The organism is Rhodoblastus sphagnicola (genome assembly GCF_002937075.1).
Classification (GTDB): Bacteria; Pseudomonadota; Alphaproteobacteria; order Rhizobiales; family Beijerinckiaceae; genus Rhodoblastus; species Rhodoblastus sphagnicola.
In genome coordinates this window covers 105,939-129,682 of sequence record NZ_NHSJ01000057.1, presented here as the reverse complement: position 1 = coordinate 129,682, position 23,744 = coordinate 105,939, and the positions used below count along the sequence as shown (strand labels likewise).

The 23,744-nt window shown below is 63.8% G+C and carries 21 protein-coding genes; 15 read left to right on the top strand and 6 right to left on the bottom strand.

Going from position 1 to position 23,744, the window contains the following annotated elements:
* Nucleotides 1-8: 8 nt before the first annotated feature.
* From CCR94_RS09295 to CCR94_RS25660, 3 genes are all read right to left on the bottom strand, one after another.
* On the bottom strand, nt 9-215 hold the full coding sequence (locus tag CCR94_RS09295) for a TOBE-like domain-containing protein (protein WP_104507588.1): 207 nt from the start codon (nt 213-215) through the stop codon (nt 9-11).
* A gap of 138 nt (nt 216-353) precedes the next feature.
* Nucleotides 354-1,112: a YkgJ family cysteine cluster protein gene (locus CCR94_RS09290; RefSeq protein ID WP_104507587.1), complete on the bottom strand. Its 759-nt coding sequence runs from the start codon at nt 1,110-1,112 to the stop codon at nt 354-356.
* Nucleotides 1,109-1,903 (bottom strand): group III truncated hemoglobin, encoded by a 795-nt coding sequence (locus CCR94_RS25660; protein ID WP_206605804.1) that lies wholly within the window; start codon nt 1,901-1,903, stop codon nt 1,109-1,111. The genes CCR94_RS09290 and CCR94_RS25660 overlap by 4 nt, the downstream gene beginning before the upstream one ends.
* Before the next feature lie 283 nt (nt 1,904-2,186).
* Between CCR94_RS25660 and CCR94_RS09275 the strand changes: the two genes are divergently transcribed.
* Together CCR94_RS09275 and CCR94_RS09270 are read left to right on the top strand one after the other, a co-directional pair.
* Nucleotides 2,187-2,366: a hypothetical protein gene (locus CCR94_RS09275; RefSeq protein ID WP_104507584.1), complete on the top strand. Its 180-nt coding sequence runs from the start codon at nt 2,187-2,189 to the stop codon at nt 2,364-2,366.
* A 26-nt stretch (nt 2,367-2,392) separates the two neighbouring features.
* Entirely contained in the window at nt 2,393-4,060 is a 1,668-nt protein-coding gene (locus CCR94_RS09270) for an alpha-keto acid decarboxylase family protein (protein ID WP_244594005.1), read from the top strand.
* A 382-nt stretch (nt 4,061-4,442) separates the two neighbouring features.
* Here CCR94_RS09270 and CCR94_RS09265 read toward each other — a convergent pair whose 3' ends face one another.
* Nucleotides 4,443-5,543 carry a transporter substrate-binding domain-containing protein gene (locus CCR94_RS09265; protein ID WP_104507582.1) on the bottom strand — a complete coding sequence of 367 codons (1,101 nt, stop codon included), beginning with the start codon at nt 5,541-5,543 and terminating at the stop codon, nt 4,443-4,445.
* Nucleotides 5,544-5,770: 227 nt separating this feature from the next.
* Here CCR94_RS09265 and CCR94_RS25015 point away from each other — a divergent pair, with 227 nt between their 5' ends.
* The 3 genes from CCR94_RS25015 (at nt 5,771) to olsB (ending at nt 8,229) form a co-directional block, all read left to right on the top strand.
* The gene (locus CCR94_RS25015) at nt 5,771-5,923 is read left to right on the top strand and encodes a hypothetical protein (RefSeq protein WP_158254688.1); all 153 of its coding nucleotides are present in this window, start codon (nt 5,771-5,773) and stop codon (nt 5,921-5,923) included.
* A gap of 420 nt (nt 5,924-6,343) precedes the next feature.
* Nucleotides 6,344-7,150 (top strand): metallophosphoesterase family protein, encoded by an 807-nt coding sequence (locus tag CCR94_RS09255; protein ID WP_104507580.1) that lies wholly within the window; start codon nt 6,344-6,346, stop codon nt 7,148-7,150.
* Between the two features lie 170 nt (nt 7,151-7,320).
* A complete protein-coding gene (gene olsB, locus CCR94_RS09250; RefSeq protein WP_104507579.1) occupies nt 7,321-8,229 on the top strand; it encodes a l-ornithine N(alpha)-acyltransferase in 909 nt (302 codons plus the stop codon).
* Between the two features lie 45 nt (nt 8,230-8,274).
* On the opposite strand, the gene purU is transcribed toward olsB, so the two are convergent.
* Both purU and glnT read right to left on the bottom strand, forming a co-directional pair.
* Nucleotides 8,275-9,141 (bottom strand): formyltetrahydrofolate deformylase, encoded by an 867-nt coding sequence (purU, locus tag CCR94_RS09245; RefSeq protein WP_104507578.1) that lies wholly within the window; start codon nt 9,139-9,141, stop codon nt 8,275-8,277.
* 45 nt (nt 9,142-9,186) lie between these two features.
* Nucleotides 9,187-10,488 carry a type III glutamate--ammonia ligase gene (gene glnT / locus CCR94_RS09240; protein ID WP_104507577.1) on the bottom strand — a complete coding sequence of 434 codons (1,302 nt, stop codon included), beginning with the start codon at nt 10,486-10,488 and terminating at the stop codon, nt 9,187-9,189.
* A gap of 300 nt (nt 10,489-10,788) precedes the next feature.
* Here glnT and CCR94_RS09235 point away from each other — a divergent pair, with 300 nt between their 5' ends.
* From CCR94_RS09235 to minE, 10 genes are all read left to right on the top strand, one after another.
* Entirely contained in the window at nt 10,789-11,685 is an 897-nt protein-coding gene (locus CCR94_RS09235) for a class II glutamine amidotransferase (protein ID WP_104507576.1), read from the top strand.
* Nucleotides 11,673-13,625 carry a glutamate synthase-related protein gene (locus CCR94_RS09230; protein ID WP_104507575.1) on the top strand — a complete coding sequence of 651 codons (1,953 nt, stop codon included), beginning with the start codon at nt 11,673-11,675 and terminating at the stop codon, nt 13,623-13,625. The genes CCR94_RS09235 and CCR94_RS09230 overlap by 13 nt, the downstream gene beginning before the upstream one ends.
* A gap of 1 nt (nt 13,626) precedes the next feature.
* Nucleotides 13,627-16,110 carry an FAD-dependent oxidoreductase gene (locus CCR94_RS09225; protein WP_104507574.1) on the top strand — a complete coding sequence of 828 codons (2,484 nt, stop codon included), beginning with the start codon at nt 13,627-13,629 and terminating at the stop codon, nt 16,108-16,110.
* 306 nt (nt 16,111-16,416) lie between these two features.
* Nucleotides 16,417-17,799, top strand: a complete 1,383-nt coding sequence (locus CCR94_RS09220) for an APC family permease (protein WP_104507573.1) — start codon at nt 16,417-16,419, stop codon at nt 17,797-17,799.
* Nucleotides 17,800-17,866: 67 nt separating this feature from the next.
* Complete coding sequence (locus tag CCR94_RS09215) at nt 17,867-19,483, top strand: bifunctional protein-serine/threonine kinase/phosphatase (RefSeq protein WP_104507572.1); 1,617 nt, start codon at nt 17,867-17,869, stop codon at nt 19,481-19,483.
* A 1-nt stretch (nt 19,484) separates the two neighbouring features.
* Nucleotides 19,485-20,216 (top strand): PP2C family protein-serine/threonine phosphatase, encoded by a 732-nt coding sequence (locus CCR94_RS09210; RefSeq protein WP_104507571.1) that lies wholly within the window; start codon nt 19,485-19,487, stop codon nt 20,214-20,216.
* 1,004 nt (nt 20,217-21,220) lie between these two features.
* Nucleotides 21,221-21,661: a MerR family transcriptional regulator gene (locus CCR94_RS09205; protein WP_104507570.1), complete on the top strand. Its 441-nt coding sequence runs from the start codon at nt 21,221-21,223 to the stop codon at nt 21,659-21,661.
* A 200-nt stretch (nt 21,662-21,861) separates the two neighbouring features.
* The gene (gene minC / locus CCR94_RS09200; RefSeq protein WP_104507569.1) at nt 21,862-22,611 is read left to right on the top strand and encodes a septum site-determining protein MinC; all 750 of its coding nucleotides are present in this window, start codon (nt 21,862-21,864) and stop codon (nt 22,609-22,611) included.
* A 13-nt stretch (nt 22,612-22,624) separates the two neighbouring features.
* The gene (minD, locus tag CCR94_RS09195) at nt 22,625-23,440 is read left to right on the top strand and encodes a septum site-determining protein MinD (RefSeq protein ID WP_104507568.1); all 816 of its coding nucleotides are present in this window, start codon (nt 22,625-22,627) and stop codon (nt 23,438-23,440) included.
* Nucleotides 23,437-23,727 carry a cell division topological specificity factor MinE gene (gene minE / locus CCR94_RS09190; protein WP_104507567.1) on the top strand — a complete coding sequence of 97 codons (291 nt, stop codon included), beginning with the start codon at nt 23,437-23,439 and terminating at the stop codon, nt 23,725-23,727. Before minD ends, minE begins: the two co-directional genes overlap by 4 nt.
* Nucleotides 23,728-23,744: the final 17 nt, after the last annotated feature.

Below are 23,744 nucleotides of genomic sequence, written 5' to 3'. Positions count from 1 at the left end.
ACGCCGTTTCAATCGATGCCGAGCATGATGTCGTTGGGCTTCACCACGGCGTAAACCTTGTCGCCGATTTTCAGATCGAGTTCCTCGACCGTTTCATTGGTGACCTCGGCGGTCAGAATGGTGCCGACGATGGAAATATCGACATGAGCGGTGTTGGCGCTGTGGCGGATGCCGATCACTTTTCCGGCAATGGAGTTGCGGGCTGAAATTCTCATGTCTGTCCTCGATCGTGCTGGCGTCGCCGACTCATCCGGTCGAACCCGAACCGATCTTGCGATCCCTCTCCTAAAAAACAACCTAAGATTGCAGAGTTCGCATCGCAATTCATCTTTCGCGGTTAATCATTTCAATGATCAGCCGCGCCCGGCGTCGCCCTGCAAGACGTTGCGGAATGCGTCCTCCCCGGCGTCAATCCGCAAATCCTCAAACACGGTCTCGCCGCGCAACCAGCGCGCCTCGGTTTCGTCGTCGTTCAGCGCACGGTCGAGGCCGGCCAAGAACTCGCTTGCGCCCCAGTCGAGTCCGCTGTCGCGCAGGGCCGCCTGCAACGCGCCCTGAACCAGCGCGCGCACCGTCTTGTGCGCGCCCGAAATCGGCGCCTCTGCGTCCTCGCCCCGCGCCGCGGCCTCGCAGGCAGCGCGATCGAAGGCGACATGGCCACGACAGGCAAGGGTCCGCACGGAATAGATCGCGCAGGCGCCGCCGATGATGAACGGACACAACCGCCCGGAGGCGAAGCGGGCCTTCTGGTCCAAGCCTTTGACCTGCGCATTGAAGGCGACGACGCGCGATGCGAAGTCGACGCCATGCGCGGCGAAGGCGGGCGCGGTCAGGCGCAGGAAGCGCGCGGCGGCAAAAATTTCCGGCGCGGTGGCGGAGACCTGAAGGGCGCAGCAGGTGGCGCAGCCGCGACAGCAGGCTGGCGCAGGCTGGTCCTCGGCCTGGATTTCGGCGTTGCGCTCGAACAGGTCAATGGCCTGGGCGGTCAGGGCGTCGATGAGGCCGGGATCGCAGGTTCCCCGAAGGGATTTGCCGGCGCCGATGGTGTCGTTGAACGCTTTTCGCAAGGCGATGAAGAAGGCTTCCGCGCTATTGTCTTGAGGCTGGCTCATGAAGCGGGATCCTGCTTGGAAAAATCCAGCGGAAACAGGCCCGCCTGGAACGCCGCGCTCATATGTTCGACCCGGCGAATGGCGGCGCGGGCCGCAACAGGTTTCAGCACCGCCTGGGCCGTGTCGCGGAACAGCGCAACCCAGCGGTCGAAATGCTCCGGCCTCAAATTCATGCCGAGATGCGGCGCGAAGGGCGCGCCTTTGTAGCGGGACGTGCCGAGCATGGCGCGCGACCAGAAATCCCGCACCAGCGCGAAGTGATGCTCCCAGTCGCTGACATGGCTGTTGAAGATCGGGCCGATCACGGCGTCCTCCCGCGCCTTGCCATAGAAGACGCGCACCAGACGATCGAGATCGTCCTCGCTCACCTCGACGGTTTCGGCGGCGGTTTCGGCGGGAAATTCGGCTTCGGCGCGGTCGGGGACCAGGGCGGCGATGGCCGGGGCGGCGCGGGCGGTGCGGTCGGCGACATTGAGCGGCGGATTATATTTGCCGACGAGATCGCGCAGAATGTGGCGGCGCATGCGCGCATTGTCGCGCTTCATGAAGAAAGCGCCGTCGGCCAGCCCACGCGCCAGCGCCGGATCCCGCGCCCGCAGCGCGGCGAGCGTCGCCGCGCCATCGTCGCTTTCGCCAAACAAAACCGGATAAAGCCGGTCGCCGATGCGGCGGGTGAGCGCGAACAGGCCCGGCCCCTGCGCCGGATCGGAAAAGACGAAACCGCCGAAGCTCGCGCCAGCGCCGTCGGCGGGCGGAAGGTTCGATTGTCCGTGAGCGCCTGCCTGGTTCATGAACTCCTCGCGGTAAAACGTTTACCGATTGAGCATCTTCCGTGCCAGTCTTTCGGGAGAAAATGGACCGGAGCGCGCGACAATCCCGGCGCGGATCGAACATCGATTGTCCGATGGCGCAACGACAACCGTGATGTCACAGCGCATCATTCGATCAGTCATACAGAGACGGAAAAATTTGCGCGCGTGTCGCAACATAATCAAGAGACTGCCGACGAATCGCGGGCAGGGAGGGCGTCCGCACCCTGATCGAAGCCCCTTTTCATGCGCAATACCCTGTCTCTTGTCGCGGCTTGGCGGCGCCGCGCTTCTCTTCGCCGAAGCCGCCAGCGCCAGGGAACTGAAGGGCTATGCCGGCAAGTCCATCGAACTGGGCGACGTGCGCGGCCTCGTCTCTGTGATCGACCGCACCCGCCAGCATGGCGCCGACGTCACCCTGGCGAATGGGCGTCGCGCCGATTGATCTTGTCCAGCCGAAGCTCCCCACCCATGTTAGACTTGGAAGGGGAGATCGGCATGGGCGTCACCGTGATCCAGCATGTGCTGCAGCGCCTGCGCGACATCGGCGTCGCGCATGTGTTCGGCGTTCCCGGCGATTACGCCTTTCCGGTCAATGACGCGATCTGCGCCGACCCGGATCTGGCCTGGATCGGCTGCGCCAACGAGTTGAACGCCGCCTATGCCGCCGAAGGCTACGCCCGCCTGCGCGGCGTGGGCGCGCTTTGCACCACCTACGGCGTCGGCGAACTCTCCGCGCTCAATGGGGTGGCGGGCGCCTATGCCGAGCAGCTGCCGGTGTTCCATCTCGTCGGCGCGCCCAACATCGCCATCCAGGAATCGCGCGCGCTGATGCATCACACGCTCGGCACCGGCGATTACGACCTGTTCCGCCGCATGTCCGAGCCGGTCGTCTGCGCCTCGGCGGTGATGACGCCGGAAAACGTCGCCTATGAGACCGAGCGGCTGATCGCCGAGGCGCTCTATCATCTGCGTCCGGTTTACATGGCCTTTCCCGCCGATCTCGCCAACCGGCCGGTCGCCGGGGAATCGCGGCCGATCCTGCCGCCGCAGAGCGATGCGGACGCCCTCGCCAGCGCGACCGACGCCATTGCCGACGCTTTGGACGCATCGCGCGCGGCCTGCGTGCTGCCGGGGCTGCTGGTGGCGCGCGGCGGCTTCCAGCGGGCCATGCGCGAGTTGATCGACGCGACGGGCCTGCCGTTCGCCACCATGTTCATGGACAAGTCCGTGCTGGACGAGACCCATCCGGCCTATGCCGGCATGTATGACGGCGCGCTGATGCAGCCGGAGGTGCGCGAATTCGTCGAAAGCGCGGACGTCATCCTCGCGGTGGGCGCGCTGATGACCGATTTCAACACCGGCGCCTTCACCGCCAACCTCGATCCCAACAAGACAATCTGGATCGGCCGGCATAGGGTGCGCGTCGGCGCGAAAACCTTTTACAATGTCGAAATGGGCGACCTGCTCGCAGCCCTGACCGCCCGCCTGCCCCGGCGCGACTGGCCGCGCCTCGCCGCGCGCTCGCTGGGCGAAACCGAAGGCGGCGGCGACGCGCCGATCGACGCGAAGGCGCTGTTTCCCCGACTCGCCGGCTTTTTACGCGAAGGCGACATTCTTGTCGCCGAAACCGGCACGGTTTCGATGGGGCTTGGCTTCGCCAAACTGCCGGCCGGCGCCAATTTCTACAACCAGACCCTTTGGGGCTCGATCGGCTGGGCCACCCCGGCCGCGCTGGGCGCGGCGCTGGCCGCGCCACAGCGGCGCACCGTGCTCATCACCGGCGACGGTTCGCACCAGATGACGGTTCAGGAGATCGGCGCGTTCGCGCGCTACGGCGCCAAACCCGTGATCTTCGTCATCAACAACAAGGGCTATCTGATCGAGCGGCTGTTGTGCAAGGATCCGGCGAGTCCCTACAATGACATTGCGCCTTGGCGTTACAGCGCCCTGCCCGCAGCTTTCGGCTGCGACGACTGGTTCGTCGCCCGGGCGGAGACCTGCGCCGAATTCGACCGTGCGCTGACGGCGGCGACCGAAGCCAACAGCGGCGCCTATGTCGAGATCGTCACCACCGCCGACGCCGCCTCGCCGCTGGCGATCCAGTTGCACAACGCTTTGACGGCGCTTTACAAATAAGGCTTGCTGCTTCGCATGGCCTGCCCGCGCGCGATCGACATCGCGAAGGCGGGTCTCCGCCGGCCCCGTGCTATTCCGCATAGATCATAACCGCGCCGGAAGCCAAGGAATCCAATTGGCGCGGCTTACCGGCATCGCGACCAGAACAACAAGATCTTGCACGCCCAGAGGGCGGCGCGCCCGACCTTCAATGCAGCATGCCCGTCCGTTTAACGCCCACAGGTCCTGCATCTAGATTTTAGCTTATTTTTACGCTTGCAAGCGCGCCGAAGGATTATCCCCATCATGCGCTCATGGGCTTGGCGTTCCTCTCGAAGAACGCTGGCGTTCTGCGTTGGCGCGTCCAGAAGGGGCTGGAAGCCAAGCCCCGGATCGACGATCATCAACGTATGAAATAGCTTTCTTCGACGGAGCGCCATTCCGGTGTCGCCGTGACGCGTATCAACGCGCGGTCGATGGGTTTCTTCAACGCGCTGTTGGCGGGGAAAGCGAACGCCATGTAGGCGGGCGCGAGCAGATCGCGCTGCACCGTCAGGGTTGCGCTGAAGCGGGCCGAGACGGCGTGACGGAGCGCGCCGACGCTGTTGACCACCACGTCGACCTCGTCCTTGTCGAGCGCTTCCAGGGCCTGTTGCAGGCTGTCGCGCCTGCCGTAGGCCAGCCCCTGTGTTTCCAGATATTCGGCCCCCGAGGACAAGGCCGCGGCGGCGAGGCGCTTGCCGTCGAGATCGGCGCGCCTGAAACTCGCGCCGTCCTCGATTTGCACGGCTGTCAGCCGGGAAATCAGGCTAGACGACAAAATCGAAATCAGCGCGACGCTGCCGAGCATCCAGAAGATCGCCACGGCCCGGCCCGCCCGGGTTTTGGGCGTCTTGTCGCCGTAGCCGACCGTGGTCATGGTGACGACGGCCCAATACACCCCGTCCGGCAACGAACCCACGGAGGAGCCCTCGCCGGCCGCCGCAACCTGGCGCGGTCGCTCGATAAACCACATCAGCACGCCGACCAGCACCATGATCCCGGCGGCGAGGACCAGCATGGAGCCGAGGTCGAAAGCGACGGCGCAATAGGAGGTGAGCGCGCTCAAGACGCCGGTGGGACGCCGCGTCGCCACGGCGACGCCCGAGCGATGGGCGGGATAGCTGAAATCGACCTGCTCCGCGCGGTCCGGCGTGATGGTGATGGCCCCGATGGCGACGTCGAAGCGCCGCTCGCGCAGGCCGCTCAGAATGGCGTCCATCTTCCGAACGGCGACGAAGCGGTAGCGAAATCCGCACGATTCCGCGATTCGCCGCCAGAGGTCGACGCTCGCGCCATTGAACGCCCCGCCATGTTCGACGCCGCCATAGGGGGGCGCATCATAAACCGCGACGGTCAGGGCCTCGTCGCCGGCCCACGCACGCTGCGAACCGAACAGGAGACTATACAGGGCGAAGCCGAGCCAAAGCGCGGCGACGCCGTATCTTGCGAACGATGAACGCATCCGCCGCACGACATTGGGCTATTCCGCGTCGATAGTGGCGCCCGAGGACGAAGGTTTCATGTCAGGGCGGCGCGTCGGCGACGACCCATCCCTGACTTGGGCTGAGCCTGCAAACAATGGTCATGTTCACGGGTTATGCTGACCTCATGACGCAACCCACGGAACACACGGCCAGATACACGCGCCGGATCGCGATTGAACCGAGTCCCCATGCATCCAGGGGATGGGTGACCTGTATCGAAAAAGGCGCCATCTGCTGGCGCGGACCCATTGAGGCGCTCGCCGCCGCCGCGCCCTTCGACGCTGTGTGCTGTCACGACGAAGACGCTGAAATCGTTGGCAAGACCGTCGACGCCCTGGCGTTGAAGGGCGAGCGATAAGCGCATCAGGCCGAGCCGACCGCACAACGGACGCCGCGGAGCGGCTTGCCGGGCATATCTTCGCGAAGCCGTTTCAAGGCTTTTATCCGCCCGAGCATGCGCGGACTTGGCGGCGCCGCGGCCCTTGCAGGCCTTCAAAACCTTGACAGGAAGGTCCGTGGCCTGATCGGACGAAATTTGCGCAACCGCCCCTGTCATTGAACTGTCGCCTTTTGGGACATTATGCCTCTTGATGATGTTGCGGAGATGACGTTACGAAAAGGTTGTCTGCGCCTGCCGCTGCGCAACAGGATTTGTGACGCTGACGCAACAATTTGCTTGAATTCCACACCATTTTGGCTGGGATCGTGACAGACCAATCGCGAATCAGTTTTATGTCTTGACCCAAGGCGGGACGATGCGGATCGGAGGTTTGGGCGGATGCGCTTGAGTTGGGTGGCGGAGCGCCTGCAAAGGGCGTGGATTTGGCCGGCGCCGACTCGCGTCGAGGCCCTTGGCGCCGCGCCGGTCGCATGTCCGGAGTCGCCCGTCGCGGACTACGTCCACTACGGCGTCGGCGACATTCATGGCATGCGCTCCGAACTCGACCGCCTCTTGCAAAAAATAGAGGCGGACGCCGATGGCCTGGCGCGTCCCGCCAGCGTCGTTTTTCTCGGCGATCTCGTGAATCGGGGGCCGTCAAGCCGGCAGGTCATCGAGCGTCTGATCGAAGGCCCCCGGCGCGCGGGCGACCGATGGATCACGCTGCGCGGCAATCACGATCAACTGTTCCTCGACGCCCTCGCGGGAAAGAGCGAATCCGCCTTCGCGCAATTCATGCGCAAGGGCGGCGCCGAGACGCTCGCCTCCTACGGCCTGCGCAAGAAAGAGGCGTCGCTGTCCCGCGCAAGGCGGGCCGTGCCGTCCGCGCATCTCAGCTTTCTCGAAAACCTGCCCTTTTCCTATGCGTCCGGCCGCTATTTTTTCGTTCACGCCGGCGTCGATCCCGATCGGCCGCTCGACCGGCAAAGCGAAAAGGCGATGATGACCATCCGCGAACCGTTTCTGCGCAAGGCGCACAGGCTGTCAGTGACGGTCGTGCATGGCCATGTGCCCTGCGTCAAGGGGCCGGTCGTCGCGCCTGGACGCATTGGCGTCGATACCGGAGCGCATGCGACGGGACGATTGACTGCGGTGGCGCTCTGCGATCACGAACCCGCGCGCTTCCTCGCCACCTTGCGGGGATAGCGCTTGTAACAGCACTGTTTGACCGACGGGGCGCCCGGCTATTTGCGCGTGGGGATCTCGACTGCCGCACGCCAAACAACTTCAACGGGAAGGGACCCAAATCGTCACAAAATCGTCGTCGCATTGTGATCTCTTGGTCAGGTAAATAATACATTTGGGCGGAGATCAAGATGTGGGAGCTGGCGCCCGAAATCGGCCGCAAGATCATTGCGGGCGCGTTTCCTATAAAGGCTTTTCGCAAGCCCCGCGCCGTTCCGGACACTCTGTCGGGAACTCTGGGCCGTGTCGGCGCGCTCGAAGTGCGCCTGGCCGCGACGCGCAAGGAAGTGCGCAAGGCGCAACGCCTGAGATTCAAGGTCTTCTTCGGGGAAGGCGGGGCGATTCCCGATCCGAAGGCGGCCTTGACGCGCCGCGACGCCGACAAGTTCGACGCCTTCTGTGACCATCTCATCGTCATCGACCACGAGGGAAAGACTCGCGGCGGCAAGATCAAGCCGACCGTGGTCGGCGCCTATCGCCTGCTGCGCAGCGATGTCGCGATCAAGAAACGCGGCTTTTATTCCTCGACCGAATATGACATCGCGCCGCTGCTGGCGCGCCATCCGGGCAAGCGATTCCTGGAACTCGGCCGCTCCTGCGTGCTTGCCGCCTATCGCGGCAAAAAAACGATTGAACTGCTCTGGAAAGGCATACTCGCTTACATCCGCGCCTATAACATCGATGCGCTGATCGGCTGCGCCAGCCTGGAAGGCTCAAATCCGCTGGCGCACGCCGTCGCGCTGAGCTTCCTCAGCCATCACGCCGCCGCCGCCGGGGAATGGAGCGTTCGCGCGCGGCGCGAACTGCATGTCCCCATGAACATGCTGGAAGCGTCGGCTTTCGACCCGCGCAAAGCGCTGGCCGGCTTGCCGCCGCTGATCAAGGGCTATTTGCGAGTCGGCGCCAAGTTTGGCGATGGCGCGGTCGCGGATCGCAAGTTCAACACCACCGACGTCTTCGTCGTCATGCCCGTGGCCGAGATGGACGCGCGCTATCTCGAATTCTTCGGCGGTCCTTGTTCGGAGCGCCGCGCGGCCTGAACCGGCGCGGCTTTTTCGTCGAACAGTTCGCCTCGACGATTCTCCTCACTGCCGGAACACCACCGTCTTTGAGCCGTTGGGAATGATGCGCCGTTCGACGTGGAATTTCACCGCGCGCGACAGCACGATATTCTCGATGTCGCGGCCAATGGCGATGAAATCTTCCGCCGTCTGCGTGTGATCGATGCGTTCCACGACCTGCTCGATGATAGGCCCCTCGTCGAGGTCGCTTGTCACGTAATGGGCCGTCGCGCCGATGATCTTGACGCCCCTTGCGTGCGCCTGGTGGTAGGGCTTGGCGCCCTTGAAACTCGGCAGGAAGGAATGGTGGATGTTAATCGCCTTCCACGCCAGCGCCTTGCACATCTCCGGCGACAGCACCTGCATATAGCGCGCGAGCACGACGAGGTCGATGTTGAGGCTGTCGACCATTTCGAGGATTTTCGCCTCCTGCGCGGCCTTGGTGTCCTTGGTGACCGGCAGGTGGAAATAGGGGATGCCATGCCATTCCACCACCCGTTGCAAGTCGGGATGGTTTGACACCACGGCAGGAATCTCCACCGGCAGCGCGCCAACGCGATAGCGGTAGAGCAGGTCGTTCAGACAATGATCGAATTTCGACACGAGGATCAGGAGTCGCGGCTTTTTCGACGCGTCGTCGATGCGCCAGTTCATGCCGAATTTTTCCACGGTCGTGGCGAAGGCGTCCTTCAGTTCGGTGAGTTCGCCAGGGTCGGCGGGACCGCGAAACACCGTGCGCATGAAGAAGCGATGGTGTTCCGGGTCGCCGTAATGCGAGGATTCCGAGATGAACAGGTTGCGGCCGGACAGGAAGCCGGCGACCGCCGCGACAATGCCGATGGCGTCCTGACAGCAGATCGTCAGGACATAGTTTTTGGTTTGGGGGTCCATGCGGAACTCCAGCAGGCAGTGCTTATGTCTTGAAAGAGGAGGGCGTCAGCAGTCGAGCGTGTGCAGCCGTTCCCATTCGGTGGCGTGACTCATGAAATCGTTCCACGATTCCATTTTCAGCTTCACGTAGGAGTCAACGAAGCGATCACCGAAACCGGCGCGCGCCACCTCCGATTTGTTGAACATGCGCAGAGCGTCGAGCAGGTTGAGCGGCAGTTTCGGCGCGCCCTCGATCTTGTAGCCCTCGGCATACATGTCGATGTCCAGGCGCTTGCCGGGATCGCGCTTGTTCTCGATGCCGTCGAGCCCGGCCATCAAAATGGCGGCGGGGCCGAGATAGGGATTTGTCGCGCCGTCGAGAATGCGGAATTCGAAGCGGTTGGGCTCGGGGATACGCACCATGTGGGTGCGGTTGTTGCCGCCATAGGTGATGGTGTTGGGCGACCATGAGGCGCCCGAGACCGTACGCGGCGCGTTGATGCGCTTGAAACTGTTCACAGTGGGGTTGAACAGGGCGCACAGTTGCGCCGCCGAATGGATGACGCCGCCGAGGAAATTGTAAGCGAGCGGCGACAGGCCGAGTTCGCCTTTAGGGTCCTCGAACACGTTGACCCCGCCCTTCCACAGCGAAGCATGGATGTGGCAGCCCGAACCGGTGAGACCGTTGAACGGTTTTGGCATGAAGGTCGCGCGATAGCCCGCTTCTTCCGCGAAGGTTTTGACCATATATTTGAAGAATGTGTGGCGGTCGGCGGTGAGTAGAACGTCGTCATATTCCCAGTTCATCTCGAACTGGCCGTTGGCGTCCTCGTGGTCGTTCTGATAGGGCTTCCAGCCCAGCGTCTGCATGGCGTCGCAAATGCCGGTGATCAGGTCGTATTGCCGCATCAAAGCCTGCTGGTCGTAGCAGGGTTTGGGGTAGAGATCGGCCGGATCAGCTATGCTCTTGCCGTCCTTGGTCAGCAGGAAGAATTCACATTCGACGCCAGTCTTGAGCTGGTAGCCCAACGCCTTGGCCTTGGCGATCTGCTTCTTCAGCACGGCGCGCGGCGCGTCGTGGACCTCGACGCCGTCGCAGTAGAGGTCGGCGGCGACCCAGCCGACCTCTGGCTTCCAGGGCAACTGGATGAGGCTGGCGGGATCGGGAACGGCGAGCGTGTCGGAATGGGCGGGGGTGTGGTCGAGATGAGAGGCGAAGCCGGCAAAACCGGCGCCATTCTTCTGCATCCCGGCTATGGCCGAGGCCGGCGCCAATTTCGCGCGTAGAAAGCCGAACAGATCGACATAGGAGATCAGGAAATATTTTATGCCGCGTTCGGCGGCGATTTTCGAAAGATCCGCGGTCATTTTCTGTCCTCATGACGCTGGCGCAAGCGGCAACCGAGCCTGGCGATGATAGGGAAAGCGCGCCGCGGCTAAACTGTCAAGAAACAAAGTTGAACAACATGATATTTGTTGCATTTTTGCGCATTTTTACGGTGTTTCGCCCAATCTTTGCGCAGACATGGTCAAGGGATAGGCGATTTTTCGTCGTTATACGCCCCTGTTCCAGCACAAAAATTCCTCTCAGGAAAAATTGTTTCATCTTATGTTGACACAGCCCCCGCCCTCCCCTTAGTCTGGGTCAACACTCAAGGAGGCGGAAGCATGTGCGGCATCGCCGGTATTTTCTTCAAGAACGCGGAGACGAACGCAAATCTCGGGCGGGCGCTGGTCGATATGCTCGACGGTTGCCAGCACCGGGGTTTAGATTCCACCGGATTCGCCCTGTACGAAAACACATTTAAAGGCTTACGGCTGCGCTTCATCGTCGATGACGATTCCGAAGCCACGGTCGCGCGCGTGAAAACGGCGCTGGCGCAGCAAGGCGCGGCGCTTCTGAGCGAGAAGCGCGAAGGCGCGAGCTTTGTGGTCGAGGTCGAATATTCAGGCGAAATCCGTCCCTTCGCCTATGCGATGGAGCACGCCGCCAAGCTGGTGTCGATCGGCTCGTCGCTCGACATCATCAAGGATGTCGGCACCGCGCATGATCTCGATGGCGTCTATGGCATCCGCTCCATCGCCGGGTCGCATGGCGTCGGCCATGTGCGGCTCGCTACGGAATCCGAGGTGAAGCCGGAAGCCGCGCATCCGTTCTGGGCCACCGGCTTTTCCGACGTCGCCATCGTCCATAACGGCCAGATCACCAATTACTGGAAGATGCGCCGCCGCCTGGAGGCGCGCGGTTTCGAATTCCGCACCGACAATGACAGCGAATTGATCGCGGTCTATCTCGCCGAGAAACTGGCGCAAGGCGAAACGCTGGAACAGGCGCTGGAGCAGTCGGTGGACGACCTCGACGGCGTGTTCTCCTTCCTGGTCTCGACCAAGGACGGCATCGGCTTCGCCAAGGACCGGCTCGCCGCCAAGCCGATGGTGATGTTCGAGAACGACGATCTCGTCGCAATCGCTTCGGAAGAAGTCTCGCTCAATCGACTCTTCCCGGGCCGCCCGCTTTCCACCACTGAGCCCGCGCCGGGGACGTTCCGCACATGGTCACACTAGATCTCGCTCAAATCTCGGTGCGCGACGCCAACACGGCGATGCGCGCGGCAGCCGCTCAAGGCGAGGACATCGAACTCGTCAATCCCGACGCGCGCCACCATCTCGGCGTCGGTCTGGTCGCGCCGGTCAAAGTGACGATACGCGGTTCGGCCGGCTATTTCTGCGCGGGCCTGTCGCATGGCGCGCGGTTCGAGATCGACTCCAATGTCGGCTGGGGCGTCGGCGACAGCCTTTATGACGGCTCAGTCGTGGTCGGCGGCAACGCCAGCGCCATCGCGGGGGTTGCTTTGCGCGGCGGCGAGGTCGTGGTCAAGGGCAACATAGGCTCGCGCGCGGGACAGGTGATGAAGGCGGGCACGCTTTTGTGCTGCGGCAACGCCAGCTTCCTCGCGGGATACATGATGTATGGCGGCCGCATCATCCTGCTCGGCGATTCCGGCGAGCGCGTCGGCGAGGACATGAGCGGCGGCGCCATTTATGTCGGCGGGCGCGTGCAAAGCCTCGGCGCCGACGCCAAACTCGCCGAAATAACGCCGGAAGAGTACGCCGACATTTACGCCTTCCTGGCGAAATACGGCATCGCCTTTGAAGGCGGCTTACAGAAAATCGTCAACGCCGGCTCAAAGCTGCGCTACGGCGTCAACGAGCCGGTGTCTCGACCGCTGTCCTATACGGTCGCGGAGGAAGGAACGTACTGGAACGCAAAAGTCGCCGAAGACATTCATGCGAAGGCTCTGATCGGGCGTTATCGCATTCGGGGCTATGGCGCCGCCAAGGCGGCGCCGCATTTCAACGACATCGCGTTAAAGATCGATCCGGAGCGGATACATGCCGCTTCCGACGCGCTGGCGACGGTCAATCTGAAAACCACGCTCGGCGACCGCAACGGCGCCAAGCCGCTGGAACTGTCCATGCCGGTCTTGATCGCGCCGATGAGCTATGGCGCCTTGTCCAAGTCCACCAAGATCGCTTTGGCGCGCGCGTCAAAACTGGCGGGCGTGGTGGAAAATACCGGCGAGGGCGGCATGTTGCCGGAGCAGCGCGCCGAGGCCGGTCAGTTGATCTACCAGTGCCTGTCGGGTCGGCTCGGCTGGAATATCCATGACATGCTCAAGGCCGACGGGTTGGAGATTTATATCTCGCAGGGCGCCAAGCCCGGACTTGGCGGCCAGTTGATGGCGAAGAAGGTGACCAAGGAGCTTGCGGCGGTGCGCGGAATCCCCGAGGGCATAGACCTGCGCTCGCCCTCGCGCCATCCCGACATCATGGGCGCGGACGATCTGGTCATCAAGGTCGAGGAGTTCCGCGAGGCCACCGGCTATGCAAAACCGATCTCGATCAAGATGGGCGCGGGCCGCGTTCGCGACGACATAAAAATCGCCTACAAGGACGGGTTCGATTTCGTTCAACTCGACGGCATGCAGGGCTCGACCGGCGCCGCCTCCACGGAGGTGCTGGAAAACATGGGCATACCCACGCTCGCCGCAATCCAGGAGGCGCTCGAAGGTCTCAGAGAGATCGACGCCGGCGACGACATGCCCATCGTGCTGATGGGCGGCGTCAAGGACGGGGTTGACGCGGTCAAGGCGCTGGCGCTTGGCGCGAGCGCGGTAGCCATGGGCACGGCGGCGCTGATCGCGGGCGGCTGCATTTCCTGCATGCAATGCCATGTCGGCAATTGCGTGGTGGGCATCGCCACGCAGGACCCCGAGCATGAGGAGCGCTACAAGATCGACGTGCAGGCCAAAGCCATCGCCCGCTATCTCGAAGCGGTGCGCTGGCAGATCGCCACACTGACGAAGGCGCTCGGCCACAGCGATTTCCGCCAACTCTCGCGCGCCGATCTGGTCGCGCTGACGCCGGAGGCCGCCGCCATCACCGGGCTGCCCTACGACCCCGACTATCACCCCGTCGAACACGTCCTGACCGAGGTCGCCTGACATGTCCTGCAAGCCCTTTTCCGTCGATCTTTCGCAGGACGAAAGCGGCCTGCCGCATTACCAGCCGCCGCCCTGCCAGGTGGCCTGCCCGATCGGCACCGACGTCGCCTCCTATGTCGGCCTGATCTGGGAGGGCAAGACGTCGGAAGCGCTGGAGGCGATCACCGCCACCAATCCGCTGTCCGGCGTCTGCGGCCGGGTGTGCGACGCGCCCTGCGAGCCGGCCTGCCGCCGCGCCGGCGCCGACGGCCCCGTCGCCATTCGCGCGCTGAAGCGCCATGTGCTCGATGCGCTCGGACATGACTATCGCCTGCCGCCGGTTCAGCCGGACAAGGCGAAAAAGGTCGCCATCATCGGCGCTGGGCCGGCGGGCCTCACCGCCGCGCAGGACATTGCGCTGGCGGGCTATCATGTCGATCTATACGAGGCGCAGTCCCGCCCCGGCGGCATGGCGCTGTGGGGCATCCCCGATTTCCGCCTGCCGCAAAAAGTGGTGCAGGACGACATCGACCGCATCTTTTCACGTTGCCCCGGCATTGCTCTGCATCTGAACAGCCCGCTCGGCGACAACGTCAAGCTGGACGATCTCAGCCAGAGCCATGACGCCGTGCTGCTCGCCATCGGCGCCTCCGCCGGCAAAAGACTCGGCGTTCCCGGCGACGACGGCGCGCATGTGATCGACGGCGTCACCTTCCTCAACCGCGTCAATGGCGGCGAACGGCCGATCCTACCGAAGCGGGTCGTGGTCATCGGCGGCGGCGACGTCGCCATGGACGCCTGCCGCACGGCGCTGCGCCTGCCCGGCGTAGAAAAAGTGATCGTCGCCTATCGGCGCGGCCCGGAAGAAATCCCCGCCCGCGCCTATGAGCTTCATGCGGCCAAAGCCGAAGGCGTCGAATTTTTGTACAATGTCGCCCCGGTTTCAATCGAGGAGAACAAAGGCGGCGTCGCGCTCAAGTGCCGCAAGACGGCGCTGGGCGCGCCCGGCGCCGACGGCCGCCGGGCCTTCTCTTTGGTCGAGGGATCCGATTTCGATCTGGCGTGCGGCCTCGTCATCGCCGCCGTCGGCCAGAAGGCGGTGAGCCTCGAACTGGCGCGCCACGGCCTGATGGACGGCGACAAGATCTTTACGCGCTCCGCCGACATGGGGACGAGGCTGCCAAAAGTGTTCGCCGCCGGCGACGCCGCCTTCGGTTCGTCCACGCTGGTTCAGGCCATGTTCCAGGGGCATAAGGCCGCCTATTACGTGCTGGCCGCGCTTGAGGGAATCGCCCATCCCGCGCCCTATCGCACGCCCTACCGCACCCGCAACGCGCCGGTCGCGCAGGACATTTTGTGGGAAAAGCTGGCGCCCAAGGAGCCGCCCTTCCTCGGCCTCGACAAGCGCGATCCCTTCGGCGACGCGGAAGCCGATTACGATGCAAGAACCGCGCATGAACAGGCCGCGCGCTGCTATCGCTGCGACACCGAAACGGGGTCTTCGGATTACACGGTCAAGACCCGCGAGAGCATCTTCGCTTTGGCGCGGCCCGAGGCCGGCCCGACTGAAATCGCCGCCATAACCCGCACGCGGCTGGAGAAACGCCCCGATCTCAAACCAGCGGGACCGGCGACCTTCGACGAACTGGTGTTCCTGCCGGCCAATCTGACGCGCCTTGTGATCGATCCCTATCGCGAAGCCTGCAAGAGCGCAACCGATCTCGCCGGGATGAAACTCGCCCAGCCGCTGTTGATCGCCGGTTTCGAGGATGCGCCCGAGGCGGTCGCCGCAGCCGTCGCCAAGACGGTTGCGGAGACCGGAACCGCCTATGTCGGGCGGCGCCCCTTGCCAGGTCTATCCGCCCCATGGTTACAGATCGTGAGCGATCCGGTCGCCGCCGATCCCGCGGCAGCCGCCATACTGCTGGATGTCGGTGAAACGACGGTCCTGCCAAGAACGCGTCCCGGCCAATTGCGCGGCCTGATCGTCACCGCCGCGACTCTGGAGAAGGGCATAGCCTGCGCGCTCGAGCAAAGAGCGGATCTGGTGGTGCTGGACGGCTCTGGCGCTCTCGGCGCCGCCTGGGCCGATCTCGCCGGCGCGCCCGATCTTTCGATTCTGCCGCGCGCGGTGGAACAGATGCGCGCGGCCCGCGCAGAGGAGGCGTTTCCGCTGATCTGGTTCGGCGGTCTGCGCTCCGGGTCCGACCTCGCCAAAATGCTGGCGCTTGGCGCCAGCGCCGGATTGGTCGATGTCGCGGCGGGCCTCGCGGCCGGCGGCGCCATCAAGCCGGAGGGCGTGGACTTTACTGGGGTCGAAGCGCCAGAAGCGGGCCCGCGTCTCGCCGCCTATCTCAAGGCGGCGACATCGGAATGTTCGATGATGGCGCGCTGTTGCGGCAAAACCAATGTGCACAATCTCGAACCCGAGGACTTGCGCACGCTCTCGCTGCGCGCCCAAGCGGCGGTCGGCATTGTGATGGCCGGCCGCAAGAAGATCGCCTGACGCTTTTCCCATCGGATTCAAGAACCTGAAACCTGCGGCGGCGACGCCGCGGGTTTCGTTTAGTGAAAATATATTGACGAATAAAAAATCCGCAAACTCTTTGGGATTAGCTGATTATGTCGCAAAATGCCTATTTTGCGACCAGTGTGGCTTTCGATCTCCAGAAAGCAAGCGAAAACAATCGTTAGGAATCAGAGAGTCGCCGAAAGGCCGATCACTGGCATAACAATTGCCAGTAATAATTCGTGCATGCAGTGAAACATCGGTCGACCGCCGCTGGGGTCGGTCCATGGCCCGGAGTTCCAAATGTCCGAATTGAGAAAAGATAGTCTGTCGTTCTTGGAGACGCTGGGCCAATCGGTCGCCAATGTCTCGCCGACACTGACGCCAGCCCTCTCCATCGCCGTGGTCGCCGGCACCGCCGGAACCGGTTCGTGGTTCGTTTATCTGCTGGCGACCATCGCCATGCTCGTGGTCGGCGTCAATGTCGGCAAACTGTCGCGCAAAATCCCCGCCGCCGGTTCGTTCTTCCTTTATGTGTCGCGCACGCTCGGACCGTCCTGGGGCATGCTGTCGGGCTGGTCGATGCTGTTCGCCTATCTGATGACCGCCATGGCGCTGACGGTCTCTGTTTCGATCTTCGTCAAGACCATGCTGACGAATCTCGGTATCGTCTGGGCGCCGACCAACATCGGGTTCTATTCGCTGGTTTCGCTCCTGATCTGGTACTTGTCCGCGCGCGACATCCGCATCTCCTCGCGCATCGGCCTGACCCTCGAATCGATCTCGGTCATCATCATCGTCGGCGTCTGCGTGATGGTGCTCGTCAACCACGGCTTCGCGCTCGACATGAAGCAGATCACCATGGAGGGACTGGCTCCGAGCGCCGTGCCGCAGGCCATCGTGTTCGGCATCTTCGCCTTCGTCGGCTTCGAAAGCGCCGCGACGCTCGCCAAGGAGACGCGCAATCCCGAAGTCACCATCCCGCGCGCCATCAACTGGACGGCGATCGCCTCGGGCCTGTTCTTCGTCTTCACCACCTATGTCGTCACCATGGGCTTCAACGACGACATCACCAAGCTCGGCAGCAGCACCTCGCCGCTCGCCGACATCCTGAGCGGACATAGCCCGCTGATCACCGCCTTCGTCTATTTCGGCGCGAGCATCAGCGCCTTCGCCTGCGCCTTGGCCTCGCTCAACGCCTTCGGTCGCCTGCTGTTCTCGCTCGGCCGCTACCAGTTCGTGCACCAGTCCATGGGCATGGTCCACGCCGAGCACAAGACGCCGCATGTGGCGCTGGCGCTGGGCGCCGTGATCAACTTCGTTGTCTGCTGCGCCTTCAGCGCGGCGGGAGCGGAAACCGACGTGTTCGGCTGGTACGGCACCTTGGCCTCCTTCGGCTTCATCGTGGTCTATCTGCTGTGCTCGATCTGCGCGCCGCTCTATCTCGCCAGGCTCGGCGAGGCCAGGAAGGCGGATTACATCTTCGGCGGCCTCGGCGTCGTGCTGATGATCGGCGCCATTGTCGGCAGCCTTTACCCGATCCCGGCCTATCCGCTGAACCTGCTGCCCTATATCTTCCTCGCCTATCTCGCCGTCGGCGTGGCATGGTTCTTCGTGCTGAAATTCCGGGCGCCGCAGACCCTGCTCGGCATCGAGCACGACATGGAGGTCGCCGGCGAAGCCTGAGCCGGAATTTTGGGGGCGAAGGGATCCTTCGCCCCCATTTTTTGCGTGCGAAACAAGAAAGAACACCATGAACACCAGCGCGCCCGTCACCGCCGCCGGATGGACCCTCGATGCGGGCGAAGCCGCCGGCCCCGAGGCGCAGGAATTCCGCGCCCTCTATCGCGGCGAGGACTTTTCCGCCCCGCGTCGCGGGCTGCTCGCCCTGGTCACGCGCGGCGATTCCGCCGGCGGCGCGCCCGACGAGGCGGCGCAGGTCGCCGCCCGCCTGTTCGCGGAAGGGTTTTTCGGCGGCCTCGCCACGCTTTCCCCCGCCGTCGCCGCCGCGCGCGCGCTGTCGAGCGCCAATTCCTGGTTGTTCCGACAATCGCGCGCCGACCCGCAACGGCTGGGCATGGCGGCCTCGCTCTGCGCCCTGGCCTGTCCGGCGTCGAAAAAACTCCTGATCGTGCATCTGGGCGAGACCCGCGCCTACCTCCTGCGCGACGGCCGCGTCCAGCCCCTGACCACGGATCATCTGCGCCCGCTGCCCTCCGGCGCGATGGTCCTGACCCGCGCGCTCGGCCTCGACCGCGAGGCGCAGGCCGATGTCGTCGAAATCGACGCCAGGCCGGGAGATCGCATCATCCTGCTCGGCGCCGCCCTGCGCGAAGGAAACCTCGACTCCCCGCCCCAAACCCTGGCGGAAAACCTCGCGAAATCCGGCGGCGCCGCCGTGGTCGTGGACATCAGGGACGTCGCCGCGCCGCAACTCGACGATCTCGCAGCGGATTTTGCCGACCTGCCGATCCGTCCGCCGCCCCAGGAAGGCGACACGCTCGACGGTTTCGTCATCGGCCGCACCATCTATCGCGGCCAGTACACCCTGCTCAAGCGCGCGCGCGACACCGTCGAGAACCGCGACGTGGCGCTCAAACTGCCGCTGCCGGCCATGGCGCAAGACAAGGTGTTCCATGCCGGATTTTTACGCGAGGCCTGGATCGGCGCCCGCACACGCGGCCGCTACATGGCTGATTATCTCGACCTGCCGAGGGCGCGGCGCTCCTGCCTCTATCTCGTCATGCCCTATTATCACGGCCAGACTCTTGACGCGCGGCTGAAGCAAGCGCCGCCGGTGTCGCTGGCCGAGGGCGCGGGGATCGCGGCCAGCCTGTGCGACGCCGTGGAGGATCTGGCGCGCCGACAGGTGGTGCATCGCGACATCAAGCCGGAGAACATCTTTTTGCTCACCTCCGGCGCGATCAAACTGCTCGATCTCGGCCTCGCGGCGCTGCCGGGCCTCGAAAATGTCCGCGACGAACTCGGCGGCACCACCCGCTACATGGCGCCGGAGCTGTTCCGGGGCGCCGCCGCCGGCCCGCGCAGCGAAGTGTTCGCGCTCGGCGTGACGCTCTATCGCATGTTCAGCGGCGGCGCCTTTCCGTTCGGCCGCCGCGAGGCTTTCCCCTTGGCGCGGGCGCGGCCCGACCTGCCGGAATGGCTGGGAAAAATCATCGCCCAGGCCATCAACGCCGATCCGAACGCCCGTTTCGCCGACGCCGCCGCCTTGCGCGACGCGCTGGAACACGGCCTGGCGCATGAGGACTGGCGCAGCCCGCCAAAACGCCCGCTGAACGCCCTGATGCTGTGGCGGGCGCTGGCCGGCGCGCTGGCGCTGCTCTGCCTGTTTCTCCTGTGGAGGCGCTGAAGTGTCGACGCTCGAACCGCCGCTCGCGCCGCCGCGCCTGACCTATGGCATTGTCACCGCGCGGGGACGCCGCCCCGACAATCAGGATTTCGCGGCCTGCTGCCGCGATCCCCTCGGCGGCGCGCGCGGCTTCGTGGCGGTGGTCGCCGACGGGCTCGGCGGCCATCTCGGCGGGCGCGAGGCGGCGGAAACGGCGGTGCGCGCCTTCATCGACGGTTATTTCGGCGCGAGCCAGAACCTGTCGCCGCTGAGCGCCGCCAGCCGCTCCCTCGAAGCCGCCAACGACTGGATCGCCTCCATCGGCCGGCGCGACCCCCAACTCGCCCATATGGCGACCACGTTCACCGCCCTGCTGATCGCGGAAGGAAGCGCCCATGTGCTGCATGTCGGCGACAGCCGCGCCTACCGGCTCGCCTGCGGCCGTCTGGAGCAACTTACGCTGGATCATGTGGTCGATTACGGCGAGCCCATCCTGCGCCTGCGCCGCGCCATCGGGTTTGACGCGCGCGTGAGCGTCGATCATCTCGCGCTCGACCTCGCCCCCGGCGACCGTCTGCTGCTGTGCACCGACGGACTGCACGGCGCGCTGACAGCGAAAAGGATGGCCGCGATCCTCGCCGAAGCGGCCTCGCCGCTTCAGGCGGCGAAGGATTTGCGCGACGCGGCGCTCAGCGCCGGCGGCGACGACAATATCACGGCCGTGGTGGTGGACGCGCGCGCCGCCGCGGCCTGAATTTCAGGCGCGAGGGCGGCGGCGATGATGGCGCGGCCAAAAGTGAAAATGCGAGAGACGCTATATTTTGTTCGCTTTATGTTCCATGTGAAACCCATGGACGCACGGAGCGCCCCCTAAGCGCCGGTTCTTGAAACACAATTCGGCGCCGAACCCAAACGCCGCCCGCCGCGACGGACAGCCGATGTCGTACACAACCGTCCGATTGCGTGAGCGAAAATCGAACGTTTTTTGCAACAATTCGTACGATATTCGCGGGAATCACCCGCTTTTTCCCGGTTTCAGCCCAGCAAACCACAACCCAGGGTGGAGATTTCCGCGCGAGCGCCGATCGGCGCGGCGGCGCGACCCCTTCGGCTCCGAATAAGGCGACGCGGCGAAATAACCGATTCCGTTCAAGATCTGGTTTCGCGAAGACCTCCACCAGAATGCCGTTGTGGTCCGTTTCACTTGTTTCACTTCGTCGCCGTGGCTCGACCTGTCCCCTCTCCCCGCAAGCGGGCAGAGGGCGTAGATTGAGGCTCACCGTGTTGCGCGCGCGCCAAAAGCGAATCAGTCATTTCGTCACATGGCCTGAATCAAAATCTGACGACGCCGATCGGCGTCCAGACCCCATGCGGTTTCGCAGCAATAAAAACGTCTTTCCCATGAGATGGCGTCTCCGCCGCCGTTGCGGCTAGAAGATCGCGCCCCTGGCAGGCTGTCGGACTTGAGGGGCTCTCGTTACCCAACTATTTGATTTCATTGCATTTAGACTTTCGCGCCTGAACCATAATCCCTCACATAATCAATGGGTTAACTGTTAAACTCGACGAGCCGCCAGAAATTGCCGCGCGCTCACGGGTTCTGGACTCAGGGCGGAGCAAGGTCTGAGTATTTTCCGAGTCTGTTTTGGTAAATTACCCAGACTAGGATGCGTCAAGAAAAAAAAACGACTGAACAAATCGGCCGACAATAGGGGACTTGCCAAGTTTTAGGCCTTCAGCACAAGGATCAAGGCAGCCATGAGAACAACGTCAATAAACGCCAGCCCACTGCTCCATAGCCCCGGTTTCGAGGCCGCGGCCGACGCCAACAGCCAGGAAACGCTCACAATTGGCGAGGTCGCGCGCCTCTACGGCGTCACCCTTCGCGCCCTGCGCTTCTATGAACAGCGCGGCCTGCTTAAGCCGATCCGACGTGGCGGCGCACGTTTCTACGACGACGCGCAGAAAGTGCGCCTGCAAATGATTCTCAAGGGCAAGCATCTCGGCTTCACCTTGACCGAAATCACGGATTTACTGGAAGCCGAACAGGAACGTGGAGGCAAGGCCGGGGATTTCGCCATGGACGACAAGATGGTTCTGTCGCAACTGCGCCATCTCGAGGGACGCCGCGCGGACATCGACCAGGCGATCACGGAATTGCGCGCCGTCCACCAGAAGTTGATCAACAACGCCGCCTGAAAAGCAAACGACCCCTATACGCGTTCGATCAGCCCGTCCCGAGGAGCAGCCTCGCGGCGGGCGAATTCTTGCGGGCGCAAGAGCGATCAACGCGGCCCAAGGCCAACTTTCCCACAGGGAAGCGCCGACGGCTCCCCCGGCGTTAACTTTTTGTAAACCATTCCCTACCATGGTTAATAGAACGTCAACAGGATGCTTCGATGAACGCCCACGTGCGCAGCTCCGCCACGCTGAATCTCCGGACGCATTCGCTGATCGCGTTCGTTCTGCAACCGGCGGAACCCCTGGCCGATTGGTTCGAAATGCTGGACGGCTGGCTCACCCGGTCCCCGAGCTTTTTCGCCAACAAGCCGATCATTCTGGATCTGGCCCAGCTCGACATACCGTTAAGAGACTATCGCGATGCGTTGACCGCATTGGCGCGCCGTCACATCCGCGTCATGGGCGTGGAAAACGCCAACAAGACCTTGGTCGGTCCGCATCTGCCCCCGAATGTGTCGGGAGGCATATCCGGCAAGCCCGAGCCAGCGGAGCCCGAAACCATGGACGCCGCCGCCGAAAACGCGCCGGCCCCCGCCGAACGCGAGGCTCCCAGGCTGGAGCCGCGCAATACGGGATGCAGCCAGACCCTGATCATCGACGCGCCCGTGCGCTCGGGCCAGTCGATCTGCAATCTGGCCGGCGACATCACCATCATCGGCCGCGTCGCCTCCGGCGCCGAAGTCGTCGCGGGCGGATCGGTGCATGTCTATGGCGCGATTCAAGGCCGCGTCTTCGCCGGCGTCTCCGGCATAGAGAACGCGCGCATTTTCTGCACGGAAGCGCGCGCGGAACTGCTTTGCGTCGGCGGCGCCTATCTGACCGCCGAAGACAGGGATCCGAGGACCGAGGGCAAGAGCATCGAGGTCCGCCTGGTCGAGAGCGACCTCGAAATTAGAATTTTGAACTGAGAAGGGGAGTGCGATGAGCAAAGTCGTTGTGGTGACGTCGGGAAAAGGCGGCGTAGGAAAAACGACCTCGACGGCTGCCATCGGGGCGGCGCTGGCCAGGACCGGCAAGCGCGTCTGCGTCGTCGATTTTGACGTCGGCCTGCGCAATCTCGATCTCGTCATGGGCGCCGAGCGGCGCGTGGTTTACGATCTCATCAATGTCGCCAACGGCGACGCCAAGCTGACGCAAGCGCTGATTCGCGACAAGCGCGTGGAGACGCTGAGCCTGCTCGCGGCCTCGCAGACCCGCGACAAGGACGCCCTGACGGAAGAAGGCGTGGCGCGCGTCATCGAGGAATTGCGCGGCCTGTTCGACTACGTCCTGTGCGACAGCCCCGCCGGCATCGAACGCGGCGCCCTGCTGGCGATGCGCTTCGCCGACGAGGCGATCGTGGTCACCAACCCGGAAGTCTCGTCGGTGCGCGATTCCGATCGCATCATCGGCCTGCTCGATTCCCGCACGCTGCGCGCCGAACAAGGCCAGCGCATGGAAAAGCAGTTGCTGCTGACCCGCTTCGACGCCGCCCGCGCCAGCCGCGGCGAGATGCTCAGCGTCGCCGACGTGCTGGACATCCTTTCCATTCCCTTGATGGGGATCATCCCGGAAAGCGAGGACATCCTGCGCGCCTCGAACCTCGGCGCGCCCATCACCATCAACGGATCGACCAGCCAGGCCGGCCGCGCCTATGAGGACGCCGCGCGCCGCTTGATGGGCGAATCCGTGCCCATGCTGATTCCCGGCGAGAAAAAATCCCTGCTCACCCGCATCCTCGGCCGGAGGGCGGCATGAGCTTCTTCGACATGTTCAAATCGCGCGCCGCCACGGCTCCGGTCGCGCGAGAGCGTTTGCAGATTCTGCTCGCCCACGAGCGCATGACGCTGGGACCCAAAAATCTCATCGCCATCCTGCGCGACGAAATCCTGGCGACCGTCGCCAAGCATATCGACATCGCGCCGGACGCCTTGAAGATCACCATGGGCCAGCATGGCTCCGTGTCCACATTGGAGATCGATGTGGAGCTTCCGACCGAGAAAATCGCGCCCGCCCGTCACATGCCGATGCGCGCCACGGCCTAAGCGGGATTTCCGAAAAG